This window comes from Gordonia sp. NPDC003376, assembly GCF_053589235.1.
The window spans coordinates 180,227-201,475 of sequence record NZ_JBSFRM010000004.1; the positions used below are offsets into that span (position 1 = coordinate 180,227).

The following is a 21,249-nucleotide window of genomic DNA, read 5'->3' on the forward strand; positions in this document are numbered from 1 at the left end:
TGGATAGTCCGTCCGTGGGGGGCTGACGTTCGCTGAGGCGCTGTCGAACCATGTGGTCGATATGTGTGGGTGGGCATTCAATGGCAATGGCTGAGAGTGATCTCACGGTGTGGTTTCGATCCTGAAAGAATCCGAGTGTCCTCCACACGAGGGTATTTGCTGTCCCGAGTTGTGCGGACCGCGAGTGCCGCATAATCTTCGCTCCAGTGAACAACAGCTGTGGTTTGAGGACATCGTTGGAGGTTCGGCACGTCATGCTCTGACCGCGTTCTCGGGGGGTGTCACCGTGAGATCCGGGTGGCCGTTGTTTCTCTCGAAAACGACGCAGGCGGACAATCGAATTCGACGGAGCGGCGGTCTGTGGAGAAGCGTGTTCCCTATCGCTGCTCCACAGATGCTGATCAATCCTTCGTGTCCACCGGAACGGCAATCGCGCAGAGGTGCCGGAAGTGCAGCGTTCGGCCGGCGTGAAAGCCGCGTCTGTTTGTTGTTCGTGACTATGGGTCATCGGCTTCTGCCGATGTGAGTGACTACATGTAGGGCTTTGCTATCCAGGGGAGAGATCGTGGCAGTTTCGGCCGGCCGCTTCGAGACCGACGTGAATGGTCGGTCGGGACGTGTTCAGCTGGTCCGACCACAATCGCAGGGTCGGCTGTCGGCCTATGCCCGGTACCTGCAGATTTCGGATCTCGCGGTCATCGTTGCCAGTGTGCTGTTGGCGCAGACCGTCAGATTCGGCGCCACCCGCTTCTATCCTGTCGGGCAGTTCGAGGTCCCGATGGCGGTGTTCATCGTGACGGTGATCGCTGCATGGTGGCTGTGTCTGAGAGTCGTGCAGGCCCACGACCGGCGGATTCTCGGCTCAGGAGTCACGGAGTACACGCGGGTGTTTCGAGGATGCTTCATGTTCTTCGGCGGCTTGGCCGTCGTGGTGCTCCTCTTCAACCTTGCGATTGCACGCGGCTTTCTCGCTGTGGCAATACCGCTGGGAACCCTGGGACTCCTTCTCGAGCGGAGAATCTGGCGGGGGCGACTGGCGAGATCGCGATCTCGAGGTGCCAACCTCCACGAGGTCCTGGTCGTCGGTGATGAACTCTCTTCGGAGTCGCTGATTCGGCGTCTACGCAGGCACCCCGAACTGGGCTTCAACGTCTCGGGGGTGTGTTTGCCGAGTTCCCTGGACACGTCGAGTCCGGACAGGGCGATCATCGTCGACTCGGTCGAGGTTCCGATATTCGGTGACGTCGAGCACATTCGAGATGCGGTGGCGGTGGCCGGTGCGACGGTCGTTGCCGTGACGTCCGCGGAAGCGCTCGGGCCGGCGGCGATGCGTGAACTGTCCTGGCAACTCGAGGGCATGGACATCGGAATGATGGTCGCGCCGGCCCTGCTCGACGTCGCCGGGCCTCGACTCATGATGAGTCCACAGGCTGGTCTGCCGCTCCTCCATGTCGACAAACCTCGCTATGAGGGTGCCACCCGACTACTCAAGCTCGTGTTCGACAAGTCGGTGGCACTGGCGCTGTTGGTGGTGTTGTCGCCGGTCCTCGTGATGTGTGCGATCGCGATCAAGTTCGACTCCAAGGGTCCCGTGTTCTACCGCGGTGAGCGGATAGGTCTGGGCAACGAGGCATTCCGGATGTGGAAGTTCCGCTCGATGGTCGTCGATGCCGATCAGCAGCGTGCCCAACTGGTCTCGGTGGACGAAGGCAACGGCGTGTTGTTCAAGATGCGTGAGGACCCGAGGGTCACGCAGGTGGGCAGGGTTCTTCGTCGCTACAGCCTTGACGAGCTCCCACAGCTGTTCAACGTGCTGGACGGAAGTATGAGCCTCGTGGGGCCGCGCCCGCCGCTGCGGGAGGAGGTCGAAACCTACGACCACGTCGTCGTCCGCCGAATGCTGGTGCGCCCGGGGATGACCGGGCTCTGGCAGGTGTCGGGGCGCAGCGACCTCTCCTGGGAGGAGACGGTCCAACTCGACCTCTCGTACGTCGAGAACTGGTCACTCGTAGGTGATCTCGCGATCCTCTGGCGAACCGCGCGGGCGGTCGTCTCCAAGGACGGAGCGTACTGAACGCACTGCCGGACCATCGATTTCCTTTCCGTCCACATAGTCGTCCCGCCCTCGTCCATTGGCATCACACATATAGGAGAATCCGTGAAACGCGCCCTCATCACCGGGGTCACCGGTCAAGACGGTTCATACCTGGCGGAGCTCTTGCTCGCCAAGGGATACGAGGTACACGGACTGATCCGTCGTGCCTCGACCTTCAACACCGCGCGGATCTCGCACCTCTACCGCGACCCTCATGAGCCCGGCGTCCGGTTCTTCCTGCACTACGGCGACCTCAGCGATGGAGCCCGTCTGGTGACGCTGCTGTCCCAGATCCAACCCGACGAGGTGTACAACCTGGCCGCGCAGTCGCATGTGAGGGTGAGCTTCGACGAACCCGAACACACCGGTGACACCACGGGTATCGGGAGCATCCGGCTCCTCGAGGCTGTCCGCGAAGCCGGTGTGCAGTGCCGCTTCTATCAGGCGTCCAGCTCGGAGATGTTCGGTGCATCGCCGCCTCCGCAGAACGAGGACACCGTGTTCTACCCACGGTCGCCGTACGGCGCGGCCAAGGTGTACTCGTACTGGGTCACCCGCAACTATCGTGAGGCGTACGGCCTGTACGCGGTGAACGGAATCCTCTTCAATCACGAATCACCTCGTCGCGGAGAGACTTTCGTGACCCGCAAGATCACCCGCGCGGTTGCGCGGATCAAAGCCGGTCTGGATCAGAACCTCTACATGGGCAATCTGGATGCCGTGCGGGACTGGGGCTACGCGCCCGAGTACGTCGAAGGGATGTGGCGCATGCTGCAGGCCGACGAACCACGCGACTACGTTCTGGCCACCGGAGTGGCTTGCACGGTCAAGGAGTTCCTGGCCACAGCGTTCGAGCATGCCGGTCTGGATTGGCAAGCGCACGTGCGCTTCGACGAGCGGTACCTGCGTCCGACGGAGGTGGACTCCCTGATCGGTGACCCCGGCCTGGCGTACGACACTCTCGACTGGAAGGCGACGGTGGACGCGACCGAACTCGCCAAGATCATGGTGGACGCCGATATCGCTTCACTGGAGTGTGCAGGCAAGCCTTGGATCGACACGCCGGTGGTGGCCTCGTGGACGTGACCTCGGTGGAACTTGCTCCGATGACACCTGCGGCGCTGGACCGTTCGGCCAAGGTGTACGTCGCCGGCCATCGGGGACTGGTCGGATCGGCCCTGTGGCGGCACTTCAATGCCGAGGGATTCAGTCGGCTCGTCGGTCGAACGAGCGCGGAGCTCGACCTTCGCGACCGCGATGCGACTCTCTCGTTCTTCCGTCAGGAGCGTCCTGAGGTCGTGATCCTCGCCGCGGCAAAGGTGGGCGGGATCGGCGCCAACAGCGCCTACCCGGTCGACTTTCTCTCGGAGAACCTCCGTATTCAGGTCAACGTGCTCGACGCCGCACTCGAGACGCGAGTACCGCGGCTCCTGTTCCTCGGCTCGTCGTGCATCTATCCGAAGTACGCCGAGCAACCGATCCGAGAGGATGCGCTGCTCGCAGGGCACCTGGAACCGACCAACGATGCATACGCCATTGCGAAGATCGCCGGCATCCTTCAGGTCCAGGCCGTGCGTCGTCAATACGGCGCGCACTGGATTTCGGCGATGCCGACCAACCTGTACGGACCGGGTGACAACTTCTCGCCCAGCGGATCGCATGTGTTGCCGGCATTGATCCGACGCTACGAGCAGGCACGAATCGAGGCGCTGCCGAGTGTGGTCAACTGGGGGTCCGGCCGACCGCGTCGGGAGTTCCTGCATGTCGACGACCTGGCCCGGGCGAGTCTCCATCTGCTCGAGCACTATGACGGCCCGCAACAGGTGAACGTCGGTACCGGAGTGGACCACACCATCGGTGAGATCGCTTCGATGGTCGCCGACGCCGTCGGCTACACCGGCACTACCGAGTGGGACACAACGAAACCCGACGGTACTCCGCGGAAGCTGCTAGATGTCTCGGTCCTGCTGGCCAGTGGCTGGCGGCCCACGATCAGCCTGGCGGACGGAATCGGTACCACCGTCGACTGGTATCGGGCGAATCTCGGGGCACTACGCGGATGATGGGCCGTCACCGCAGAGTGCCGTGCCGACGGTCGATACGTACAGCGATCGCGGGGTTTCTCAGCGCCGGCGTTCTTGCCGCAACAGGGTGCGCCCAGAGTGTGCCACCGGATGAGGCGCAGCATGTCGGCCTCGAGCCCATCGTGACCGTGGTCGAGCAGATCGACACCTCGGTTGTCTCGCAGCGCGGAAACATTCTGTCGTCCAATCGGTTCGAACCGCAGAGCGCCGAGTTGCGCGCAAGGGCTGCGCGCTCGTACCGTGCGGTGTATCGATCCGTGGACGGGATCGATCGAGCCGCGACGCAAGTCAGTGGCGCATTCTTTATTCCCCGCGGCCGCGCTCCCGGAGACGGTTGGCCGGTGATCTCCGTGGCACATGGTACGACTGGGTTGCTCAACGGATGTGGTCCGTCGATGCGCGGAGACCTGATGGGGTATGACGGTTTTGTCACCGCATTGCTGGGTATGGGATACGCAGTGGCGCTCACCGACTATCAAGGGTTGGGCGCGAGTGGGATTCACCCCTATCTTGAGCCCAGCACATCAGCTTTCAACGTGACCGACGCGGTACGTGCGTTGCGTCACCTCGATCCAGCGACGTCGGACCGGTGGCTCGCACTCGGTATCAGCCAAGGTGGACAGGCCGCTTGGTCCGCAGACGAACTCGACGGCTTCTACGGTCAGGGTCTTGCGATGGTGGGAGCGGTCGCGTTGGCCCCTGCAGCCGACATCAGCAGGATCGCCGACCTCGCCGCCGATGGTGCGTTGTCGACGGAGCAGATGGCAGTACTGCCGATGCTCGTCGAGGGAGCCCGCCGGGTGGACCCGTCGATTCGCGTTGCCGACTATCTCGCGGCTGACGTCGTGGAGCGTCTCGGTGACCTCATCGGTTGTGACGTCGGCGCGCGTGCCAAGGCATCCGGCGTTCTGACTGGCGACAACCTGAGACCGGTGTCGGGGGCGGCAGCCACCGAACTCCGTGACCACCTCCGACGTCAGGCGCTGCCGCAACGGCCGCTCGCCGCACCGTTGTTGGTGGCCAATGGTCTTGCGGACCAGACCGTACTGCCTACATGGGTATCGGCCGCAGTGGACCGGGCCTGTGCGCTGGGCGGGGCGGTCACCCACTACGAATACCCCGACGTCGGACATGCCGATCTGGTGCCGGGGCAGGACGTCATCGATTGGATCGGCAAGCGATTCGAGGGCGCACCCGCGTCCTCCAACTGTGGAACGGAGTAGCAAGGATGGTCGGCGACACAGACACTGTGGCGTACACGGACAACTCGGCGTCGACCCGTGAATTCGTGCTTCACGAGTTCACTGGGGCGGGATATGACAAGGGGCGCAGCGTAGTCGTTCAGATCCTGTGGTTGTCCACCCAGCCGGTCATCTCACAGTGGTGGGTGCCCAACCGGATTCGTATCTTGGTCCTGCGGGCATTTGGGGCGAGGGTGGGCCGTGGCGTACTGATCCGCCACGGGGTGCGGATTCACTGGCCGTGGAAGCTGACTGTGGGTGACGACAGTTGGATCGGAGAACGGGTCTGGATCTTGAACCTGGAGCCCGTGACCATTGGTGGTAACACCTGTGTGTCACAAGATGTGTTGCTGTGCACCGGAAGCCATGACCGGAAGTCGCCGTCGTTCGAGTTCGACAACGCGCCGATCTCAGTTGGTGATTCTGCCTGGATCGCCACTCGTGCCACAGTCCTGCGAGGAGTCACGATCGGTGACCGGTCAGTGATCGGGGCTGCGTCGTTGGTGGTCAAGGACGTGCCGGATGGGGTCGTGGTGATGACCCCGGCAGCTGAGGAAGTGCACTGGTGAAGATTCTGATCGTTGGGATCAACTACGCGCCCGAGGTCACCGGGATCGCGCCGTACGTGACGAACCTCGCCGAGGGTCTGTATTCCGCCGGGCATACGGTGACGGTGTTCACCGGGCTCCCTCACTACCCGGAATGGCGAGTGGCCGAAGACTACTCGCACTGTGACGGTGCTCTGGAGGTACCGCATGGTGTGCGGGTCCGACGCTTCAGACACTTCGTCCCCACCGGTTCGTCGCTGAAGCAGCGAGCACGGATGGAGTGGAGCTTCGGTCGACAAGCTGCGGGTGCGTACTGGGGCGATCCCGATCTGGTGGTCGCGGTGACACCACCTCTGGTCTCCGCGTCTCTGGTGGTGGCGAGGGCTCGCGCTGAAGGCGTCCCGGTAGGTGTGATCGTGCAGGATCTCTATGGCCTGGGGATGAAGGAGACTTCCTCCGGAACAGGGATATCGGCTGGCGTTGCGACATCGTTCGAGGCCGGAGTGCTCAAGGCCGCCGATGGGGTCGCGGTGATCCACGATCACTTTCGGGCGACGTTGATCGACATGGGTGTTGCTGGTGAACGGGTGTCGGTGATCCGCAACTGGTCTCACCTGGAGCAACGCGAGCCGTTGTCCGCCGCACAGATCGCGGAGGTCAGACAACGGCATGGATGGTCGCCGGACGAACACGTCGTGCTGCACACCGGCAATATGGGACTGAAGCAGGGCCTCGAGAACGTCGTCGAGGCTGCTCGGCGGGCGGATGTGCGCAAGCTGCCGTTGAGATTCGTCCTCGTCGGGGACGGGAATCGGAGGGCCGACCTCGAATCGGCTGCTGCCGGTGTTGAGCGAGTGCAGTTCATCCGGCCGCTGGATGACAGCGACTTTCGCGACGTGCTGGCAGCTGCAGACGTACTGCTGGTCAACGAGCTTCCCGGAGTGAGCAATATGGCGGTTCCGAGTAAGCTCACCTCGTACTTCACGGCCGGCCGGCCGATTCTCGCTGCGGTCGGTGCCGACGGGCTCACCGCAGGTGAGGTGGCACGGGCGAACGCAGGTGTGGTGATCGAGCCGGGTGATTCGGACCTGCTGGCCGTCGAGGCGCTCGAGCTTGCCCGGAATCCGGATCTGTGCGCCGAGTTCGCAAGCAAAGGTCCGCAGTATGCGTCGGCGATCCTTGGCCAGGACGCCGCGATCGCTGCATACGGGCGCTGGTGTGAGACCCTCGCACCAGCGGCATCGAGCCAGGTCGCCTCGTGACCGCGCACGAGACTCACGTCCGAGTGAGTGCGCTGGACGCGTTGTCGTCGGGCCGCACGGTGTGGATCGTCCTGGGCCCCGTTAGAGCGGCGGCCGTCGATCGAATCATCCCCGTGCTGCAGAAGATCGCCGATGGCGGGCCGCGGCAGCGGGTTGGGCTCATACCCGATCGCGGTCGTTTGACCTGGCGCTTTGACCCGTTCATCGACTCTCGCTACGTGCTGCACGATGTGGCAATAGACCGCGCAGATCCCGCGCGTACGATCGGCGCCCTGATGTCCCGACCTCTCGAGGCGCCGATTGGGGCATATGCGGACAACGGATATCTGGTCATCGGCATCGACCACGGGATAGGCGACGCCCACGTGATCTTCGAGATCATCGCAGCGCTGTCCGGAGAAGTCGAAGATTCGAGTGGATTCCGTTCTCCGCCGGGGGTAACCGAGCAACCGGTAGGACTGCCAAGAGCGTTCCTGAGTGCATTCCGCGAAACTCCACGGGGAGTCGCTCGAGAGGTCGGAGCACTATGCGGATCGGCTGCGCGCGCTGTAATCCGACATATCGCTGACGAGGACACCACGGAGCGGCATCGGCGGCGAGCAGAACCGCATGACCTGGAAACGTCATACTCGATTGCCCTCACGTCCGCACGCAGCGAGGCGGGATTCGTAGATGAGCTCCGCCAGTGGCGTGACTCGCAGATGTCGAGCACTTCGATTTCGGCGCTGTTGTTCTACGCGGTATGGCAGGGCATGCTCGAGGCTGGAATCGACCTGTTCCATGAGGTGGAGTTCCTGGTCGACCTGCGCCGGTACCTCCGTGCAGGACAAGGAACATTGGGCAATCTGGCCAGTGTCGCAACCGTAGACGTGACGTCCGCCGACGGCAGCGCGGTGCAGTTCGGGGAACTCCTCGGGGAGGAACTGAGGACGCACCGTGCACTCATCCGCGGAGGGCTGGCAGGCGTCATCCGAAGACTCTGTCTGCAGAGGCGCCTCCGTGGGGTCAGTGATCTGCGGGACAGCAGTCAGCCGCGGCTTATGTTCTCCGAGGTATCGAAGGTGCCCGAGGCAAAGAAGGTCGCGTGGGCGAAGCCAAGCGATGAAAGCACGTTCGTCGTCGCTCTGCCACCGGGGAGCGCACAGAGGATTTCGGTTGCTGTATTCGCGCTCGACGGCGTAGTCCACCTCTCGGCGTCCTATTGCCCCGACATCGTCGACGGCGACTTGGTAAGGAGGGGGCTCGAACTGGCCCTGACCGCGGCCGGACGTGGGGGGGAGGCCCGATGAAGATTCTCCATGTACTCACCGCCCTGAGCCCGGACGGCGCCTTTGGCGGACCGGCCCGAGTCGCCGCGAATCAGTGCGCCGCGCTCCGCGACCGGGGAAATGAAGTCACCCTTGTAGCCGGCGCGCAGGGATTCGACCAGCCGGTGCGACATTTCGGTGGCCAACCTGTCACGACCTTTCCCGCGAGGTTCCTTGTGCCTCATATTGGGTACGCGGCGCTGTACGCGGGCGGTCTGCGTGGCTGGATTCGGCGGCACGCAGATGATTTCGACATTGCACATGTGCATCTGGCCCGCGACTTGGTGACCTTTCCTGCGGTTTCGGCTCTGCGTCGCACGAGTACCCCTTACGTCGTGCAACCGCACGGGATGATCACTCCGAACCCGAATCCGTTGATCGCGGCTTGCGATGCGATTGCGACCCGTCGATACATTGCAGGTGCAGGTCGGGTGCTGGTACTCAATGGCCGTGAACGAGAGGACCTTACCGGTGTCATGAGGCGGCCGCTCGTGTTCGAGACCGTGCATAACGGGGTCCCCGCGACAAATGGGCGGGGGGATGACACCGCAGTTTCTGTTGCCGATGTACCCGAGGTGTTGTTTCTCGCGAGGCTTCACCCGCGGAAACGTCCGGCCGCATTCGTCCATGCGGCGATCGAACTACTCGACGATGGAGTTGCTGCGCGCTTCTCCGTGGTGGGTCCGGAGGCGGGCGCCGAATTCGAGGTTGACGCTCTGATCGGCAGATCCGGACACGGAACCTCTCTGACCCGGCAACCCGGGATCAATCCGGCAGACACAATGGCCCGGATGGCGCAGGCGTCGGTGTATGTACTGCCCGCCGAACGAGAGCCATTCGGGATGACCATCGTAGAGGCACTCTCGGTGGGAACTCCGGTGGTCATCTGCTCCGATGGAGGCCTCTCGAGCTTCGTCCGCGACAACAGATGCGGGATCGTCACCGACGGAAGTCCGGGTGAGATCGCTGCTGCGGTTCGTGCGCTCATCGGTGATCCTGTCACCGCTGCGGAGATGGGCGAATCGGGACGGGCAGCGGTCGCCCGGGAGTTCGGAATGGACACGATCGCGAAGAGCTTGGAGGACATCTACGCCAATACCATCGCCTCGCAACGCAGGAAGGTCTCGTGAGCTCAGCCCGGTGCGTTCTGCGCGGCGTCTGGATCAAGGTCGCGCTGGTGGTGGTTGCGACCCTCGTGGTCGCCGTCGCGATGTGGTGGGGATTCCTCAGAGAGGATGAGGAACGTGTGCCAAATGGCATGCGAATCGAATCCTCCTTCGCCGGACTGCCCAGTGGGGCGGTACCGACAGTGTTTGACACAGGGCAGCCTGCGATGAACTCCAACATGGCTGTCCCTGTTGGAGACCGGTTGCAGGTCATCAACGGGACGTTGACCTTCGATCCCACATCGTCGGGTGCAGTAGCCGGATACCTGAGCACGCCCAACATGGGCAATCCTGTGACAGCAATTGGCGCCGAATGGACGTTTCGTCCTGGTGATGCGGCGCCCACGGGCGAGGGAGCGGGAGCAGTGGCCTTGGTTGTCTCCCGCAATGTGCAGAAGGGGATCCCGCAAGTGGTACCACCGTTCGCGCTGCATCTCGTCGTGACACCTGTCAACTGGAATATCGCTGTGAAACAGGAGTCCTGGGCGGGCGAGCTACAGGTCATCGACCGCGGTGTGTTCGCGAAGCGGTTGAGCGAGGATGGAAAGGGCACGAACCGAATGAGTGTTCAGATCGATGGCAGCAGAATAACGCTTCACTTGCCCGACGGAAACCGGCGGATTGTCGATGACCCGCGAATCAGCCAGTGGCGCGGACGATTCGCAACGTTCGAGTTGTACTCGAATCACGGCACCACCGACTCCCGAGGTGCCTTCCGAAAGGTGTGGGCGGAGTCCGGTGACCACTGATCGGGAGCAAATGCCGGCACTGAAGGAGGCCCCGGCCAGAGCGGTCTCCCGAATCCTCGTTGCCCTGGTCTGCGCAGCACTGGTGGTCGGGGTGGCTGCACTAGTGGTAGGTAGGGAGGCCGCATTGATCTTGGCCGAAGCTGGTGCGGCGCTAGCACCAGGAGTCGTGGCTGCATCGATTGTGACCGCGTCTCGACGCACACGCGAACTCGATGCATGGTGGTACCAGCGTGCCAGTTTACGCCGTGCGGCACTGGCAACGGTGATCTTTGCCGTGAATGGCGTTGTGGCCCTCACCGTGGCGGAAGCCGTGAGCGCCTCGGGAGATGTGCGCAGCTGCGTGGTCATTGGTTCGCTGACTGGGGTTCTCGGGGCGTGGGCGAGTCTGGGGGTACGGACCCATGCGGTCGGGCAACGGGAGTCTCGATGGTGGGCCCCCACAACTACGATCATCGTGACCGGAGGGTCCGCTGTCCTCGGCGCGATCTTTGAATCGACTGCGGTCGGTATGGCTGTTGCGGTGGCTCTCGGGTGGACGGCGCTAAGTATGACCGCGGTCGTCCTCGCGGCCGGAGGGATCGACACGCGTCCGACAACTACTACTCCGTCGCGGCGTATCGCTGACACGACCCGACAGCTGCGGGAGGGAGATCCTTGGTTGGGCTGGGTTGGGCTGGCCAGTCTGACTCTCCTGGTTGTAATCCTGCCCTGCGCGATCGTGGCGACGACTGGCGGCGAAGCCGGTTTGCTGTGGCTGTGGGTGATTCCACTGGTGGTGATGTCAGGTGGCCGTCTGGCCTGGTTGGTTCGCCGCGGTGAGCGACGACTCTACGAGATGACATTCTGGGTGTTCACATATGTATTCATGGGGTTGGCGCCCCTCGCGCAGATCAGGGAGAGATTGTGGCCCGAAACCGTCCCACGGAGCGATTGGACGTTGGTACCGGTGGGGTCCATGCTCGTTCTGGTGGGATGTGGTTCCTTCGTCGTCGGGGCCTTGATCGCACGCCGGTTGGGCATGCGGGGTCCGCTCGCAGCTGGCGAACCTGAGGGGGACACGAGCCTTCCTACCGTCTCGTATCCGAAGCTAGTCGTACTGTCGCTCTGCACCGTGCTGTTCAACGTCTACTACTTGTCGAAGATTGGCTACATCCAATTCACGCAGAGTCGTTCAGACGCTTTCAGTGCCTACGACGTCGTTTGGCAGCCCGGCTCATTGGGGATTCTGGTGCGCGCCTGCACGATGATGGGCTTGCTGATCACCTGGGTGGCGTGGATGAAGTTCCTGAAGGAATCGAAGGTGATGGGTGCCCAAGGCAGACCGGTCACCCCAGCACAACGGCGGATGGCCGTCTTCTGCGCGGTTGTGCTGGGCGTTCTGCTCGCCAACACAATGAACCCAATCTCCAACGCACGATACCTATCTGGCACGGCCATCCTGGCTGCAACAGTTGCATTCGGCTGGTTTGCAACCCCGCAGCGATTCCGAGTGATGACGCTCGGATTCGTGTCGGCACTTGTGATGGTGTTCCCGATGATGGATGCGTTCCGGTATACCGACAACGCTGAGTTCAAAGCCGGCAATCCGTTGGAATCGCTGCTGTCGGCAGACTATGACTCATTCGCCCAGATCTTGAACGGAGTACTGATCGCCGACCGCGACGGAATTGCGCCCGGACGTCAATTCATTGGCGTTCTGTTCTGGTGGATGCCGCGCGTCTTCTGGGCGGACAAACCAGTAGACACCGGGATCTTCATAGCGAATGGGCGTGGGTACCAGATGACGAACCTGTCTGCTCCACTGTGGATTGAGATATTCCTCAACGGCGGGTGGGTGGTCCTGATCGTGGTAATGGCTCTGATCGGATACTGCTTCTACCGCTGGGATAGTCGGATCGAGAAACAGATGAAGCTCACTGCGATGCCGCCGGTGATCAGCTGTGTGATGCCGTTCTATCTCTTGATTTTGCTGCGCGGATCGCTGCTGCAGGCGATGTCGTACATGATGTTCATCGTTGTCTTCGCGGTGATGGTGGCGAGGGTTCCGCAAGTGGCCGGCGGCCCATTCAACAGGAAGTGGCTTCCAGGCAGCCTGTTGTATGCCGATAGACCGACGGAAGTGAAGAACCGCAGGGAGGTATCCGTTGCGAGAACAGCGTGAGCGCGCGTGGCGTTGGAGACGCCCGGCAGAGTGGATTCTTGTGGGTGTGCTCGCGGTCGGGGCAGTAGTGCTGGGGGCTGTGGCAGTGAGCGGCGTCGAAACTGCGAGTGCAAGCATGGGCAAGGTCGAAACAGTCGATGTCACCATGGAATCGCAGAAGAGCGTCTTGGTGGTGGGCGATAGTTTCGCCGGTGGCACCGGAGATCCACAGATTGCGGTTTACCCGAGTCTGCTCGGAGATGCCATGGGTTGGAACGTGTTACTTGATGCCCAGGGCGCTACCGGGTACGTGTCCAACGGCTCTCAGGCGACTGGTGGACGCAAGGTGGGAAAGCGGCAACGGGCGATTGACCGCCTGGATGCTGATGCTGCGCAATTTAATCCGGATATCATTCTGATTGACGTCGGCAGAAATGATCTCGGCGTGCGACCTGAAATCATTGAGAATTTCGTGCAGCAGTACTTCTCCAGATTGCGCACAATCTGGCCGAAAAAGGAAATCGTTGTGATAGTGCCTTCGTATGTGACACCCCGGGTGGCAGAGAACGGTGTGGCGTTCAGGAAGACGCTCGAGGCGGCGGCAAGCGACTATGACTTGAGACTGATCGATCCTGTGCGTGAGGGCTGGTACCAAGGCGTCAACGTGGACGGCCTGCTCGGGCCCGACGGCGTACACCTCAACGCCAAAGGCAACATCTACTACACCAACAGGATCATGGAGAGCCTGCGTGCGTTGGGAGTTCATCCCGGAGGAGGGAGTAGTTCATGAGTGACTATCGCGCGCTGATCGCTGCGGCGAAGCGCGACTGGTGGGTGGTGGTCGCGTGCTTCCTCACAGGCGCGTTGGTGGGTGCGCTTGTGATTCTGGTCGTGCCGACCACGTATGCCGCACAGGCGCGGGTGTTCATTGCGTCGCCGGCGTGGAATGATTCCACTGCCAGTCCTCCGCCCGGTCAGGAAGGGACGATGACTGCGTACGGCGACGAGTTCACCCAGCAGCGAATGAGTTCCTACCTTGAGCTGCTGACGAGTCCGCTGGTAACGGAGCCCGCGAGTCGGGCGGTGGACCGGGACGCTGCGAAACTTGCGAAAGGTGTTTCTGGGCGATTGGTTCCGGACACGGTCATGCTCGATATCTCGGTGACCGGGTCGACACCCGAAGAAGCTGAAGAGTCAACCAATGCTGTTGTTGCCGAGTTCATCTCGGCCGTGACCGCATTGGAGAAGCCGGCGTCCAACCGAGTGTCACCTGTTCAGCCGGTGGTGATCGCGCGCGCAACTGTCGCGGAGTCGGAGTTGGTGGGCGTCTGGACAACGCTTGTGATCGGTGCATTCGTCGGGCTGCTGGTGGGCCTCTTCCTCGCGGTGCTTATTCACACACGATCTCGTGGGCATTCCGATGATGGTGCGCCTGCATTGCCCGTCCCTATTGAGAAAGCGTTGGTGTGATCATGGAGTTCCTCAAGTCGGCGTGGTACGTATTCCGCCGTCGGTGGCCAATTCTCCTGGTACTACTGGCGATCGGACTGATTGGCGGATCGATCTACAACGTGACACAAAAGTCGTCGTATACGGCTACCACGATGCTGTTCCTCAGGGCGCCGGAGGTGAAGACTTCTGTGAGCGCATACCAGGGTGATCTGTTCTCACGACAGCGAGCGCAGACATACGTCAGCTTGATCGACAGCAACGACCTGGCACAGGAAGTTGTCGACAAACTAGGTCTCCCGATGAGTCCGTCGCAGGTATCCGGAATGGTAAGTGCCGAAACGGTCAAGGATACCGTCATCATCGACATCTCAGCAACGAATTCGGATGCGCAAGAAGCGGCTGACATCGCGAACGGGTATGCGTCGGTGTTCGGCAAGTACGTCGCTGAAGTCGAAAACGTCGAGACAAATCCCGACATCCCGCCACTGGTCACCGTGATCAAACCGGCCAGCGCTGATTCCGCCGCACGCGGTGGCTATCCGTTATGGCTCGTCATTCTGGTAGCTGTCGCTGCTGCGTTGGTGGTCGGCATCGCGTTGATCTGGTTCCTCGAACGGTTCGACTCGAAGATTCGCTCGAGAAAGCAGATCGAGGACATCGCGGTGGCGCCAGTACTCGGTGCCTTCGACCGTTCCACCGATCTGGATGATCTCGGATCCGCTGGTGATCAGTTCGCCGAGGGCATTGCTGTCGCAGTCCGCCAGCGGTTGATCCTCGCCAACGTGATCGCGCGGGCAGACACTGGCGGCGTTGTGGTTACCGTGGTTGGCGATCGTGATGGTGTCGAAACCGGGGCTGTGAGCGTTTCGCTGGCCCGTGGACTCGCCACGAGCGGAGCAACAGTCAGCGTGTTGGGGCTCGGTGGTTCTGTGCTGGAAGCATTTGTGGCCGGTAGCAGTGAGCGATTCTTCGACGTGGTTACGCTGCCGACCGCCGCCGCAGATGAAATCGCAGTCCGGAAGGTGCTGGTCGAAATGCGGGCGTCGTCCGACTTCACCGTTGTCGCGGCTTCGTCCGTGCGTGAATCCGTCACTGCTGAGATCGCCATCGCGGCCGGCGACGGCGCAGTTGTGACCGTTAGCCCCGGGCGTTCTACAGTCGTCGGACTCGACTCCGCGACCAGAATGGTGGGTGACCTCGGCAAGCCGCTGTTAGGCGTGGTTGTCGGCCACGCACGCGAGACGTCGACAATTAACGGACTCTATGTTTGACGCAGCAGCCTCACCGCAGTCAGCGGAGCCCGCCCGCTGCGACGTATTGGAGATCCTGGACGTACGGGCTGCGCGTGATCGTGTATGGGCTCTCCACGAGCGTGAGCCACTTGTCGTTGCGCGCGATTCCGGCGTGGAGCGTGCCGATTTGCAGGCGGAACGTACAAGTCGTCACACCCGCGGGGACCTCGCACGAGCGGTACACGCCGTCTATGGAAACCGCGGCCGTCGACGGCTGCGTGGCGTACGCCGTCACTTCGACCAAGTCGACGGCGGGAATGCTCGCCGGCGACAAGGTCATCAGCTTGATCTGCGGAAATGTCGGACTCTGCGCGGCGAACTGTGTGCGGTGGGTGACGTATACCGCGTCACGCAACACGATAGGGATCGTTCCGGTCTTGTATTCGGCGATGCGGTACGCACTCATGTCGAGCAGGCGGTAACCGTGCTTGACCGACGGCGCGATACTCGAGGTCTCGGCGTAGTCGTTCCAGGTCATGAGCTGGACCCAGTCGGCGTTTTGCTCCCTGGCGAGTTGCCACCCGCGTCGCATCGTGAGTCCGTTACTGGCCTCTTCGTAGATTCCGGCAGACGGTCGGTTGTCCTGGAAAGCAACGGGTGCCATCCACTTCTTGCCGAGGGCCCTGGCGCGGTTCATGAGATTGACCGGCGATCCGACGCCGGTGTCAGTGGTCGGGAAGGAGCCGGGATTGCGTCCACCCCAGCTGCTGAGGCCATAGCTGATAGGAGCGAATGCCTCCAGGTTGGCGTTTGCGTCGAGGAGGATCGGATAGAACGCAACCGGCACACCTTGAGAACTGAGGGACGACAGGACGCTGCGCCACCACGACACGGGTTTACCCTCGGCGCGGAATGCGCTCAGAACGAGGCGCCCATCCGAAAGTCTTGTTGCGGCAGGACTCTGGGCGTAGGACTTCACGTCGGCAACGAACTTCGCCATGGACTGCGACGCGACAGCGCCGTTCATGTCCATCGTCAGGAGGATGGAGAATCCGCGCTCGGACGCGGCCACCGACAGCATGTCGTCGACAATCGACGATGCCGATCTCGGCGTGATGACGTCGACGGCGAAGCCGTCGATACCCGCCGCCTGCGCCTGCTGGATTTCGGTGGCGAGGTTGTTGTTCTTCCACGTTGCGGCCGACGAAGGGGGCACCGGGAGGGGGCGGTCTCGAAGGTAGCCACCGTACGCCGCGTGAACGCCCAATTCGCCGAAAGGCGCCATAAGATTCGTGGTGTAGTAGTCGGACGCGGAGGGCTTGTTGTCGATCGAGGTGGGAAAGTTCGGCATATAGTGCGCGAAGACTTTCCGGCCGGTGGCTGTCATATTGGGCATGTCGAATGGCAGGTAGGTCGTGGATACCGCGGTCTTCAGTTGACTCGAATCATGAGAAGTGAGAACTGCCGTAGCCCAGAATATGGCAACGACCGCGGTGGTTGTTACGAACGCTCGTCTACGACCATGAAGTCGAGATCGCCTGGAGAACATCGCTGTTGTCACTCTCTTTCGACTATTTCCAAATCTGTGTTGTGGCGATTGTACTCGACGACGGGTACATTGTCGCGTCGCAATCAATATATGAACTATCCATCGACGAGAACCCGTGAGTGGCGACATTTTGGGGGGTTACGTGAGAGCATCGAAAAGTGTCCGTGCAGCATGTGGTGTTGCAGATCAGGTCTTTTCCAGTGCAAGTAACGGGTTGATTCTCTTCGCGTTGGCGGTTGTTGCGGACAGTCGCGACTTCGGTCGGATTGCGTTGTTGTTCACTCTGATTGCCACAGCGGTTGGGGTTCTGCGAGGCGGCCTCGGTACTCCGTTGTTGCTGTCGGCCAACGAGTCCGACGAGGATGTTCGGCGACATGGTGCATATGCCGTCGGCACCGCTGCGATCATCGGCGCCGTCGTTGCACTGGCGGTCGTTGCCTGTGGATTCGTCGCCGGCGTGGTGGCGGAATCAGTCGTCCTGGGATTGGCAATACCATTGGTGCTAATGGAAGATGTGCTGCGCTACGTCGCGATCACACTGGGTCGCAACGAATCTGCTGCGCTTTGGGATGGGCTATGGTTCGCTGGGAGTCTGTCGTTCCTGGTTCTGGCCTGGGGAGCGCCATCGTGGCTGACCTCGATGTCGCTGGTTCTCGGGTGGTGCCTCCTCGCTGCCGTGGCATTGGCAGGTCTCGCATTGAACCTCGGTCTGGCGCCGCGCTTTCGAGGGATTCGTAGCGAGCTGTGGGAGAGTCGGTGGGATCGTGCCAGGTACGGAATAGACTCAGGTCTTGAGCAACTGACCGTGTTTCTGATGCTGGCCCTGTGCGCGATGGTCATCGATTCGGAGGCATCGGCGGCGCTTCGTGGCGCGACTGCGATTCTGGCTCCGCTCGCGATCCTCGCGAGCGCGATACCGTTGCTGGTCATTCCGTCGTCGGCCCGTACCGGGCGACGGCCTGTTGAAACATGGAGGGTGCTGGTCCGGGTTGCCACGGGTACGTCGATTCTCGCGCTCACTTCGGGGATAATCCTCCACTTTGTGCCCGAATTCGTAGGATCGTTCTTACTAGGTCGAACATTCGCGCCAGCACAGAGTGTAGTGCTTCTCATTTCGTTCGAGTATGCTCTCGGTGCCTGGATCGCCGTGGTGGCAACCTATCTCAAGTCGCAGAACAGATCGGCAGAGGCCCTTCTTCTTAAGGGCTGTTATGTTTCGATAGCTCTGCTGGCGATTGGTATTGGGCTGATCTTTACCAAGACCGCGTTCGGTGTGGCAGCGGTCTATTGTTCTGTAACGGCAGCGATGGCTGTGGCTTCCTTGGCATGGTTCATGCCGTGGCGTCCGCCGCAACCGCCCGGGCGTCATAGACGTGACGGGCGCCGGGGCGGTGTGCACAGCTTTGAGGTGAACGATACGAATGCATTCCATGAGGGTTCCCGCACGAAGGAGGTCGTTGGTGGCTAAGTTAAGGATTGTGGTTCAGCTTCTTGTCTGGTTAATGCCCGCCTCGGCCCGCAAGAACTCGTTACTGCGGAGGTTTGGGCATCAGATATCGGAGTCGGCCAAGATAGATCCGACGATTGTGGTGGGGGTTGATGAGTTCCGCGTAGGCGATGGCTGTAAGCTGGGCTTGTTGAACGTGTTTCGTGGGCTTCGAGTTGTTGAGATGGAGGCGGAGTCCCTCGTCGAATCCTGGAACTGGGTCTCGGCTCACCCGATATACCGGACCTTTGACAGCCGCTCCGGTACTCTCTATTTCGGCTATCGAGCGAAGCTCGGCAGCCGCTGCTACGTTGACTGTTCCGGCACGGTGATCATCCGAAAGTACGGAGCGGTCGGCGGAAATCGGTGCCTGCTACAGACACACGAGCCGGACTATGCGACGTCTACTCAGACGATCGGTCGGATCACGGTGGATGAGTATGCGATGACGGCGAGCTCCACGGTCCTGCTCAAGAATGCGTACCTGCCGAGTCGCTCATTGCTCGCAGCCAACTCCACCCTCCGACAGGGTCTTGGTCCAGAGTCAGCCAGTGGTCTGTACGCCGGCTCGCCTGCGGTGTGGAAGCGTGCCCTCGCAACAGATGCGGGTAGCTGGTTCAGGCGGACCGACTACGAGATCTCGAAGTTTCGGATCGACTCGCATCAGGGTGTGTCGGACGAGGACCGCAGGGGACACTAGGAGTGGCGTGTCCCCCATGGACACGCCAGTTGGAATAGCAGCCGACCGCGATACCTGGCCGGTCCTCGTGCTCTGTAGTATGAGCAGACGAATTACGCAGCGACACAGTAACGCCCGTTGTGACCGGAATAGCATTTGGGCTATGGAATGGAAGTCTCGGTGGCAGGCGACTGGCATGGCAACCCTGGTGTGCGGTCTGGTTGCTGCTTGCGGGTCTGGGCCTGCGACGGTGGAGGAACGACTCGTCGCCAAGTGTATCGAGACGGTGAAAGCAAACATGGACGTGCTCGCATTCGGGAGACCGTTCGTCTCCACAGATTTCAGCAACATGATGGCGCGGGCGTGGGATGAGAATCGTCCGACCGAGCGCTGGCTGGTCAAGGGTGACCTCACCGTGACGACGCAGTCCACCTCGACCGTCGCAGCCGACACCTGGGACGACGACGGGGCGGACCCGACCACCGAGGTGGATCCCGGTGCACTGAAATGCCGCATGGGGCGCCGGAAGTCGGATGATGCTCTTGTCGTGTTCGAGTTCTCACACGCGCACCCGACGAGTGGCGGCGGCGTCGGGAAGCAACTCGTCTACGAAGAGGGAGCAGAAGGCGAGACCAGCGACTGGGGCTGACGCAAACGGCTGCTTAATCACCCGATGCAGTCGAGATAGTTCGGGTTGGCGGAGATATGGGCGGCGGTCGCCAGCCACGTAGCCGCTCACAAGTGAGCAGATTCGATGAGCATCACTGAGCACTTTCGATGAGCCTCGTCAGTGGTCTGGAAGGTCGACCTGGCGGCCCTCCACGTCGGTGATCACGCGACTGCCGATGGTCAGCGATACCGGATTGTTAGCATATTGAAACACTCTGGGGGACAATGTCATCTGGATGGTGTAGTCGAATCTGGGTAGTTGTCGTACGGTCAAGGGACATCCAGTGTGTCTTGGTGTGATCATCAGAAGCCATATCCCCTCCACCTCAGGATCACTTAGTCTCATCCGATGACCACCGACGAGCCGTACTCCGATCGTCGCCGGGTGCTCGCTCGGCAGTGGGATGAGCTGGTCGACGAGATCCGGTCGCTCGACGGGTTCGAGACGTTCTTCGAACCGCCTGATGTTGACGATCTGCTGACTGCGGGTGACAACGGGCCGGTGATCGTCGTGAACGTGAGTCGATGGCGATGTGACGCGTTGGTGGTCGCCGACGGCGCCATCGACGTCGTACCACTTGCCGACATGACTCTCGAGGATGTGCAGCGGCGCACTGCCCGCCATCTCGAGAATCTTGTATGGCATACCGCGACGCTGAATGGCATTGATTCTGCGCGAAGGGAATTCAACACATCGCGCTCACCCGCTGCTGCGCGTGGCGTCCGCGACGCGACGGAGGCGCAGTACCAGGCTCGAATCAATCTGAACGAGGACCTCGCGGACACGCTTTCGTGGCTGTGGGACGTGCTCGTCGAGCCTCTGGGGAAGTACCTGGTCGACAGGACATCGCGTGTGTGGTGGAGCCCCACAGGACCGCTCGCGGTGCTCCCGATTCACGCCGCCGGATCGCCGTCATCGGGATGGCTCGTCGATCGGGTTGTCTCGTCGTATGCGCCGAGCCTTCGGTCACTGATCGCCTCACGTGGCGCACAGCCAACCGGCAACCCGACGGGATCGCGGTTCGGGATCATCTCGACTCTGGGGGACACCGATCACCTCCTCGGCGTTGCTGGTCCCCTCCGTGAGCTCGTGGGCCCGGAGCTGCTCGTATCGTCAGGGTCTGCCACCGTCGCCGAGGCGCATCGTGTTCTCGCCGAGTGCACCAGCGTCCACTTCGACTGCCATGCGATCCACAATCTGTCCGCCCCTGGTGACGGTGGGTTCATCCTGAAGGACGGCATGCTGCGGGTGTTCGAACTCGCACGGACGGTCGCAAGCCGCGAACTTGCCGGTCTGGCGGCCTGCGACACCGCAGCCGGTGGATCAGAACTCTTCAACGAGTCGATCACGTTGGCAACTGCGCTGCACTACAGCGGATTCCGGCACGTGGTGGGTGCATTGTGGGAACTGCGCGATGACGTGGCCCGCACCGTCTTCGCGGATCTCTACCGAGACCTTGTCACTGCGGATGGCCTCGTCACCGCGCACACCGGCGCGGCAGTCAGCAGGATCGTGCGCGCCTTGCGATCTGCCAAACCCGACGACCCCTACACTTGGGCGTCGTTGATCCACCTCGGCCCGTAGGGGAG

The 21,249-nt window shown here is 61.8% G+C and carries 18 protein-coding genes; 17 read left to right on the forward strand and 1 reads right to left on the reverse strand.

Going from position 1 to position 21,249, the window contains the following annotated elements; genetic code table 11:
* Nucleotides 1-565: 565 nt before the first annotated feature.
* The 13 genes from ACWDUA_RS06560 (at nucleotide 566) to ACWDUA_RS06620 (ending at nucleotide 15,315) form a co-directional block, all read left to right on the forward strand.
* On the forward strand, nucleotides 566-2,074 hold the full coding sequence (locus ACWDUA_RS06560) for a sugar transferase (protein ID WP_449750199.1): 1,509 nt from the start codon (nucleotides 566-568) through the stop codon (nucleotides 2,072-2,074).
* 84 nt (nucleotides 2,075-2,158) lie between these two features.
* Entirely contained in the window at nucleotides 2,159-3,181 is a 1,023-nt protein-coding gene (gene gmd, locus ACWDUA_RS06565) for a GDP-mannose 4,6-dehydratase (protein ID WP_449750200.1), read from the forward strand.
* Nucleotides 3,182-3,201: 20 nt separating this feature from the next.
* Nucleotides 3,202-4,158, forward strand: coding sequence for a GDP-L-fucose synthase family protein (locus ACWDUA_RS06570; protein WP_449750201.1), 957 nt, complete (start codon nucleotides 3,202-3,204; stop codon nucleotides 4,156-4,158).
* A 416-nt stretch (nucleotides 4,159-4,574) separates the two neighbouring features.
* On the forward strand, nucleotides 4,575-5,402 hold the full coding sequence (locus ACWDUA_RS06575) for a lipase family protein (protein ID WP_449750202.1): 828 nt from the start codon (nucleotides 4,575-4,577) through the stop codon (nucleotides 5,400-5,402).
* 5 nt (nucleotides 5,403-5,407) lie between these two features.
* Nucleotides 5,408-5,989, forward strand: a complete 582-nt coding sequence (locus tag ACWDUA_RS06580; RefSeq protein WP_449750203.1) for a putative colanic acid biosynthesis acetyltransferase — start codon at nucleotides 5,408-5,410, stop codon at nucleotides 5,987-5,989.
* Nucleotides 5,986-7,230: a glycosyltransferase family 4 protein gene (locus ACWDUA_RS06585; protein WP_449750204.1), complete on the forward strand. Its 1,245-nt coding sequence runs from the start codon at nucleotides 5,986-5,988 to the stop codon at nucleotides 7,228-7,230. The genes ACWDUA_RS06580 and ACWDUA_RS06585 overlap by 4 nt, the downstream gene beginning before the upstream one ends.
* A 113-nt stretch (nucleotides 7,231-7,343) precedes the next feature.
* On the forward strand, nucleotides 7,344-8,519 hold the full coding sequence (locus ACWDUA_RS06590) for a hypothetical protein (RefSeq protein WP_449750205.1): 1,176 nt from the start codon (nucleotides 7,344-7,346) through the stop codon (nucleotides 8,517-8,519).
* Nucleotides 8,516-9,667 (forward strand): glycosyltransferase, encoded by a 1,152-nt coding sequence (locus tag ACWDUA_RS06595; protein WP_449750206.1) that lies wholly within the window; start codon nucleotides 8,516-8,518, stop codon nucleotides 9,665-9,667. The genes ACWDUA_RS06590 and ACWDUA_RS06595 overlap by 4 nt, the downstream gene beginning before the upstream one ends.
* A complete protein-coding gene (locus ACWDUA_RS06600) occupies nucleotides 9,664-10,452 on the forward strand; it encodes a hypothetical protein (protein ID WP_449750207.1) in 789 nt (262 codons plus the stop codon). Before ACWDUA_RS06595 ends, ACWDUA_RS06600 begins: the two co-directional genes overlap by 4 nt.
* Complete coding sequence (locus ACWDUA_RS06605) at nucleotides 10,442-12,613, forward strand: hypothetical protein (RefSeq protein WP_449750208.1); 2,172 nt, start codon at nucleotides 10,442-10,444, stop codon at nucleotides 12,611-12,613. Before ACWDUA_RS06600 ends, ACWDUA_RS06605 begins: the two co-directional genes overlap by 11 nt.
* Before the next feature lie 115 nt (nucleotides 12,614-12,728).
* Complete coding sequence (locus ACWDUA_RS06610; RefSeq protein WP_449750209.1) at nucleotides 12,729-13,382, forward strand: SGNH/GDSL hydrolase family protein; 654 nt, start codon at nucleotides 12,729-12,731, stop codon at nucleotides 13,380-13,382.
* Nucleotides 13,379-14,062: a YveK family protein gene (locus ACWDUA_RS06615; protein ID WP_449750210.1), complete on the forward strand. Its 684-nt coding sequence runs from the start codon at nucleotides 13,379-13,381 to the stop codon at nucleotides 14,060-14,062. Before ACWDUA_RS06610 ends, ACWDUA_RS06615 begins: the two co-directional genes overlap by 4 nt.
* Nucleotides 14,063-14,064: 2 nt before the next feature.
* Nucleotides 14,065-15,315 (forward strand): YveK family protein, encoded by a 1,251-nt coding sequence (locus ACWDUA_RS06620; protein WP_449750211.1) that lies wholly within the window; start codon nucleotides 14,065-14,067, stop codon nucleotides 15,313-15,315.
* A gap of 19 nt (nucleotides 15,316-15,334) precedes the next feature.
* Here ACWDUA_RS06620 and ACWDUA_RS06625 read toward each other — a convergent pair whose 3' ends face one another.
* Nucleotides 15,335-16,663 (reverse strand): glycoside hydrolase family 71 protein, encoded by a 1,329-nt coding sequence (locus tag ACWDUA_RS06625; protein WP_449750212.1) that lies wholly within the window; start codon nucleotides 16,661-16,663, stop codon nucleotides 15,335-15,337.
* A gap of 277 nt (nucleotides 16,664-16,940) precedes the next feature.
* On the opposite strand from ACWDUA_RS06625, the gene ACWDUA_RS06630 reads away from it, so the two are divergent.
* The 4 genes from ACWDUA_RS06630 to ACWDUA_RS06645 all read left to right on the forward strand — a co-directional run bounded on the left by ACWDUA_RS06630 (nucleotide 16,941) and on the right by ACWDUA_RS06645 (nucleotide 21,244).
* The gene (locus ACWDUA_RS06630) at nucleotides 16,941-18,293 is read left to right on the forward strand and encodes a hypothetical protein (RefSeq protein ID WP_449750213.1); all 1,353 of its coding nucleotides are present in this window, start codon (nucleotides 16,941-16,943) and stop codon (nucleotides 18,291-18,293) included.
* Complete coding sequence (locus tag ACWDUA_RS06635; RefSeq protein ID WP_449750214.1) at nucleotides 18,286-19,011, forward strand: acyltransferase; 726 nt, start codon at nucleotides 18,286-18,288, stop codon at nucleotides 19,009-19,011. The genes ACWDUA_RS06630 and ACWDUA_RS06635 overlap by 8 nt, the downstream gene beginning before the upstream one ends.
* A gap of 277 nt (nucleotides 19,012-19,288) precedes the next feature.
* Entirely contained in the window at nucleotides 19,289-19,639 is a 351-nt protein-coding gene (locus ACWDUA_RS06640) for a hypothetical protein (protein ID WP_449750215.1), read from the forward strand.
* A 369-nt stretch (nucleotides 19,640-20,008) separates the two neighbouring features.
* Complete coding sequence (locus ACWDUA_RS06645) at nucleotides 20,009-21,244, forward strand: CHAT domain-containing protein (protein ID WP_449750216.1); 1,236 nt, start codon at nucleotides 20,009-20,011, stop codon at nucleotides 21,242-21,244.
* Nucleotides 21,245-21,249 lie beyond the last annotated feature (5 nt).

Coding starts and splice junctions, on each gene's coding strand:
- ACWDUA_RS06570 (WP_449750201.1), top strand. CDS start 3,202: ATGACACCTGCGGCGCTGGACCGTTCGGCCAAGGTGTACGTCGCCGGC.
- ACWDUA_RS06575 (WP_449750202.1), top strand. CDS start 4,575: ATGCGCGGAGACCTGATGGGGTATGACGGTTTTGTCACCGCATTGCTG.
- ACWDUA_RS06580 (WP_449750203.1), top strand. CDS start 5,408: ATGGTCGGCGACACAGACACTGTGGCGTACACGGACAACTCGGCGTCG.
- ACWDUA_RS06595 (WP_449750206.1), top strand. CDS start 8,516: ATGAAGATTCTCCATGTACTCACCGCCCTGAGCCCGGACGGCGCCTTT.
- ACWDUA_RS06610 (WP_449750209.1), top strand. CDS start 12,729: ATGGGCAAGGTCGAAACAGTCGATGTCACCATGGAATCGCAGAAGAGC.
- ACWDUA_RS06615 (WP_449750210.1), top strand. CDS start 13,379: ATGAGTGACTATCGCGCGCTGATCGCTGCGGCGAAGCGCGACTGGTGG.
- ACWDUA_RS06620 (WP_449750211.1), top strand. CDS start 14,065: ATGGAGTTCCTCAAGTCGGCGTGGTACGTATTCCGCCGTCGGTGGCCA.
- ACWDUA_RS06625 (WP_449750212.1), bottom strand. CDS start 16,663: ATGACAGCCACCGGCCGGAAAGTCTTCGCGCACTATATGCCGAACTTT.
- ACWDUA_RS06640 (WP_449750215.1), top strand. CDS start 19,289: ATGGACGTGCTCGCATTCGGGAGACCGTTCGTCTCCACAGATTTCAGC.
- ACWDUA_RS06645 (WP_449750216.1), top strand. CDS start 20,009: ATGACCACCGACGAGCCGTACTCCGATCGTCGCCGGGTGCTCGCTCGG.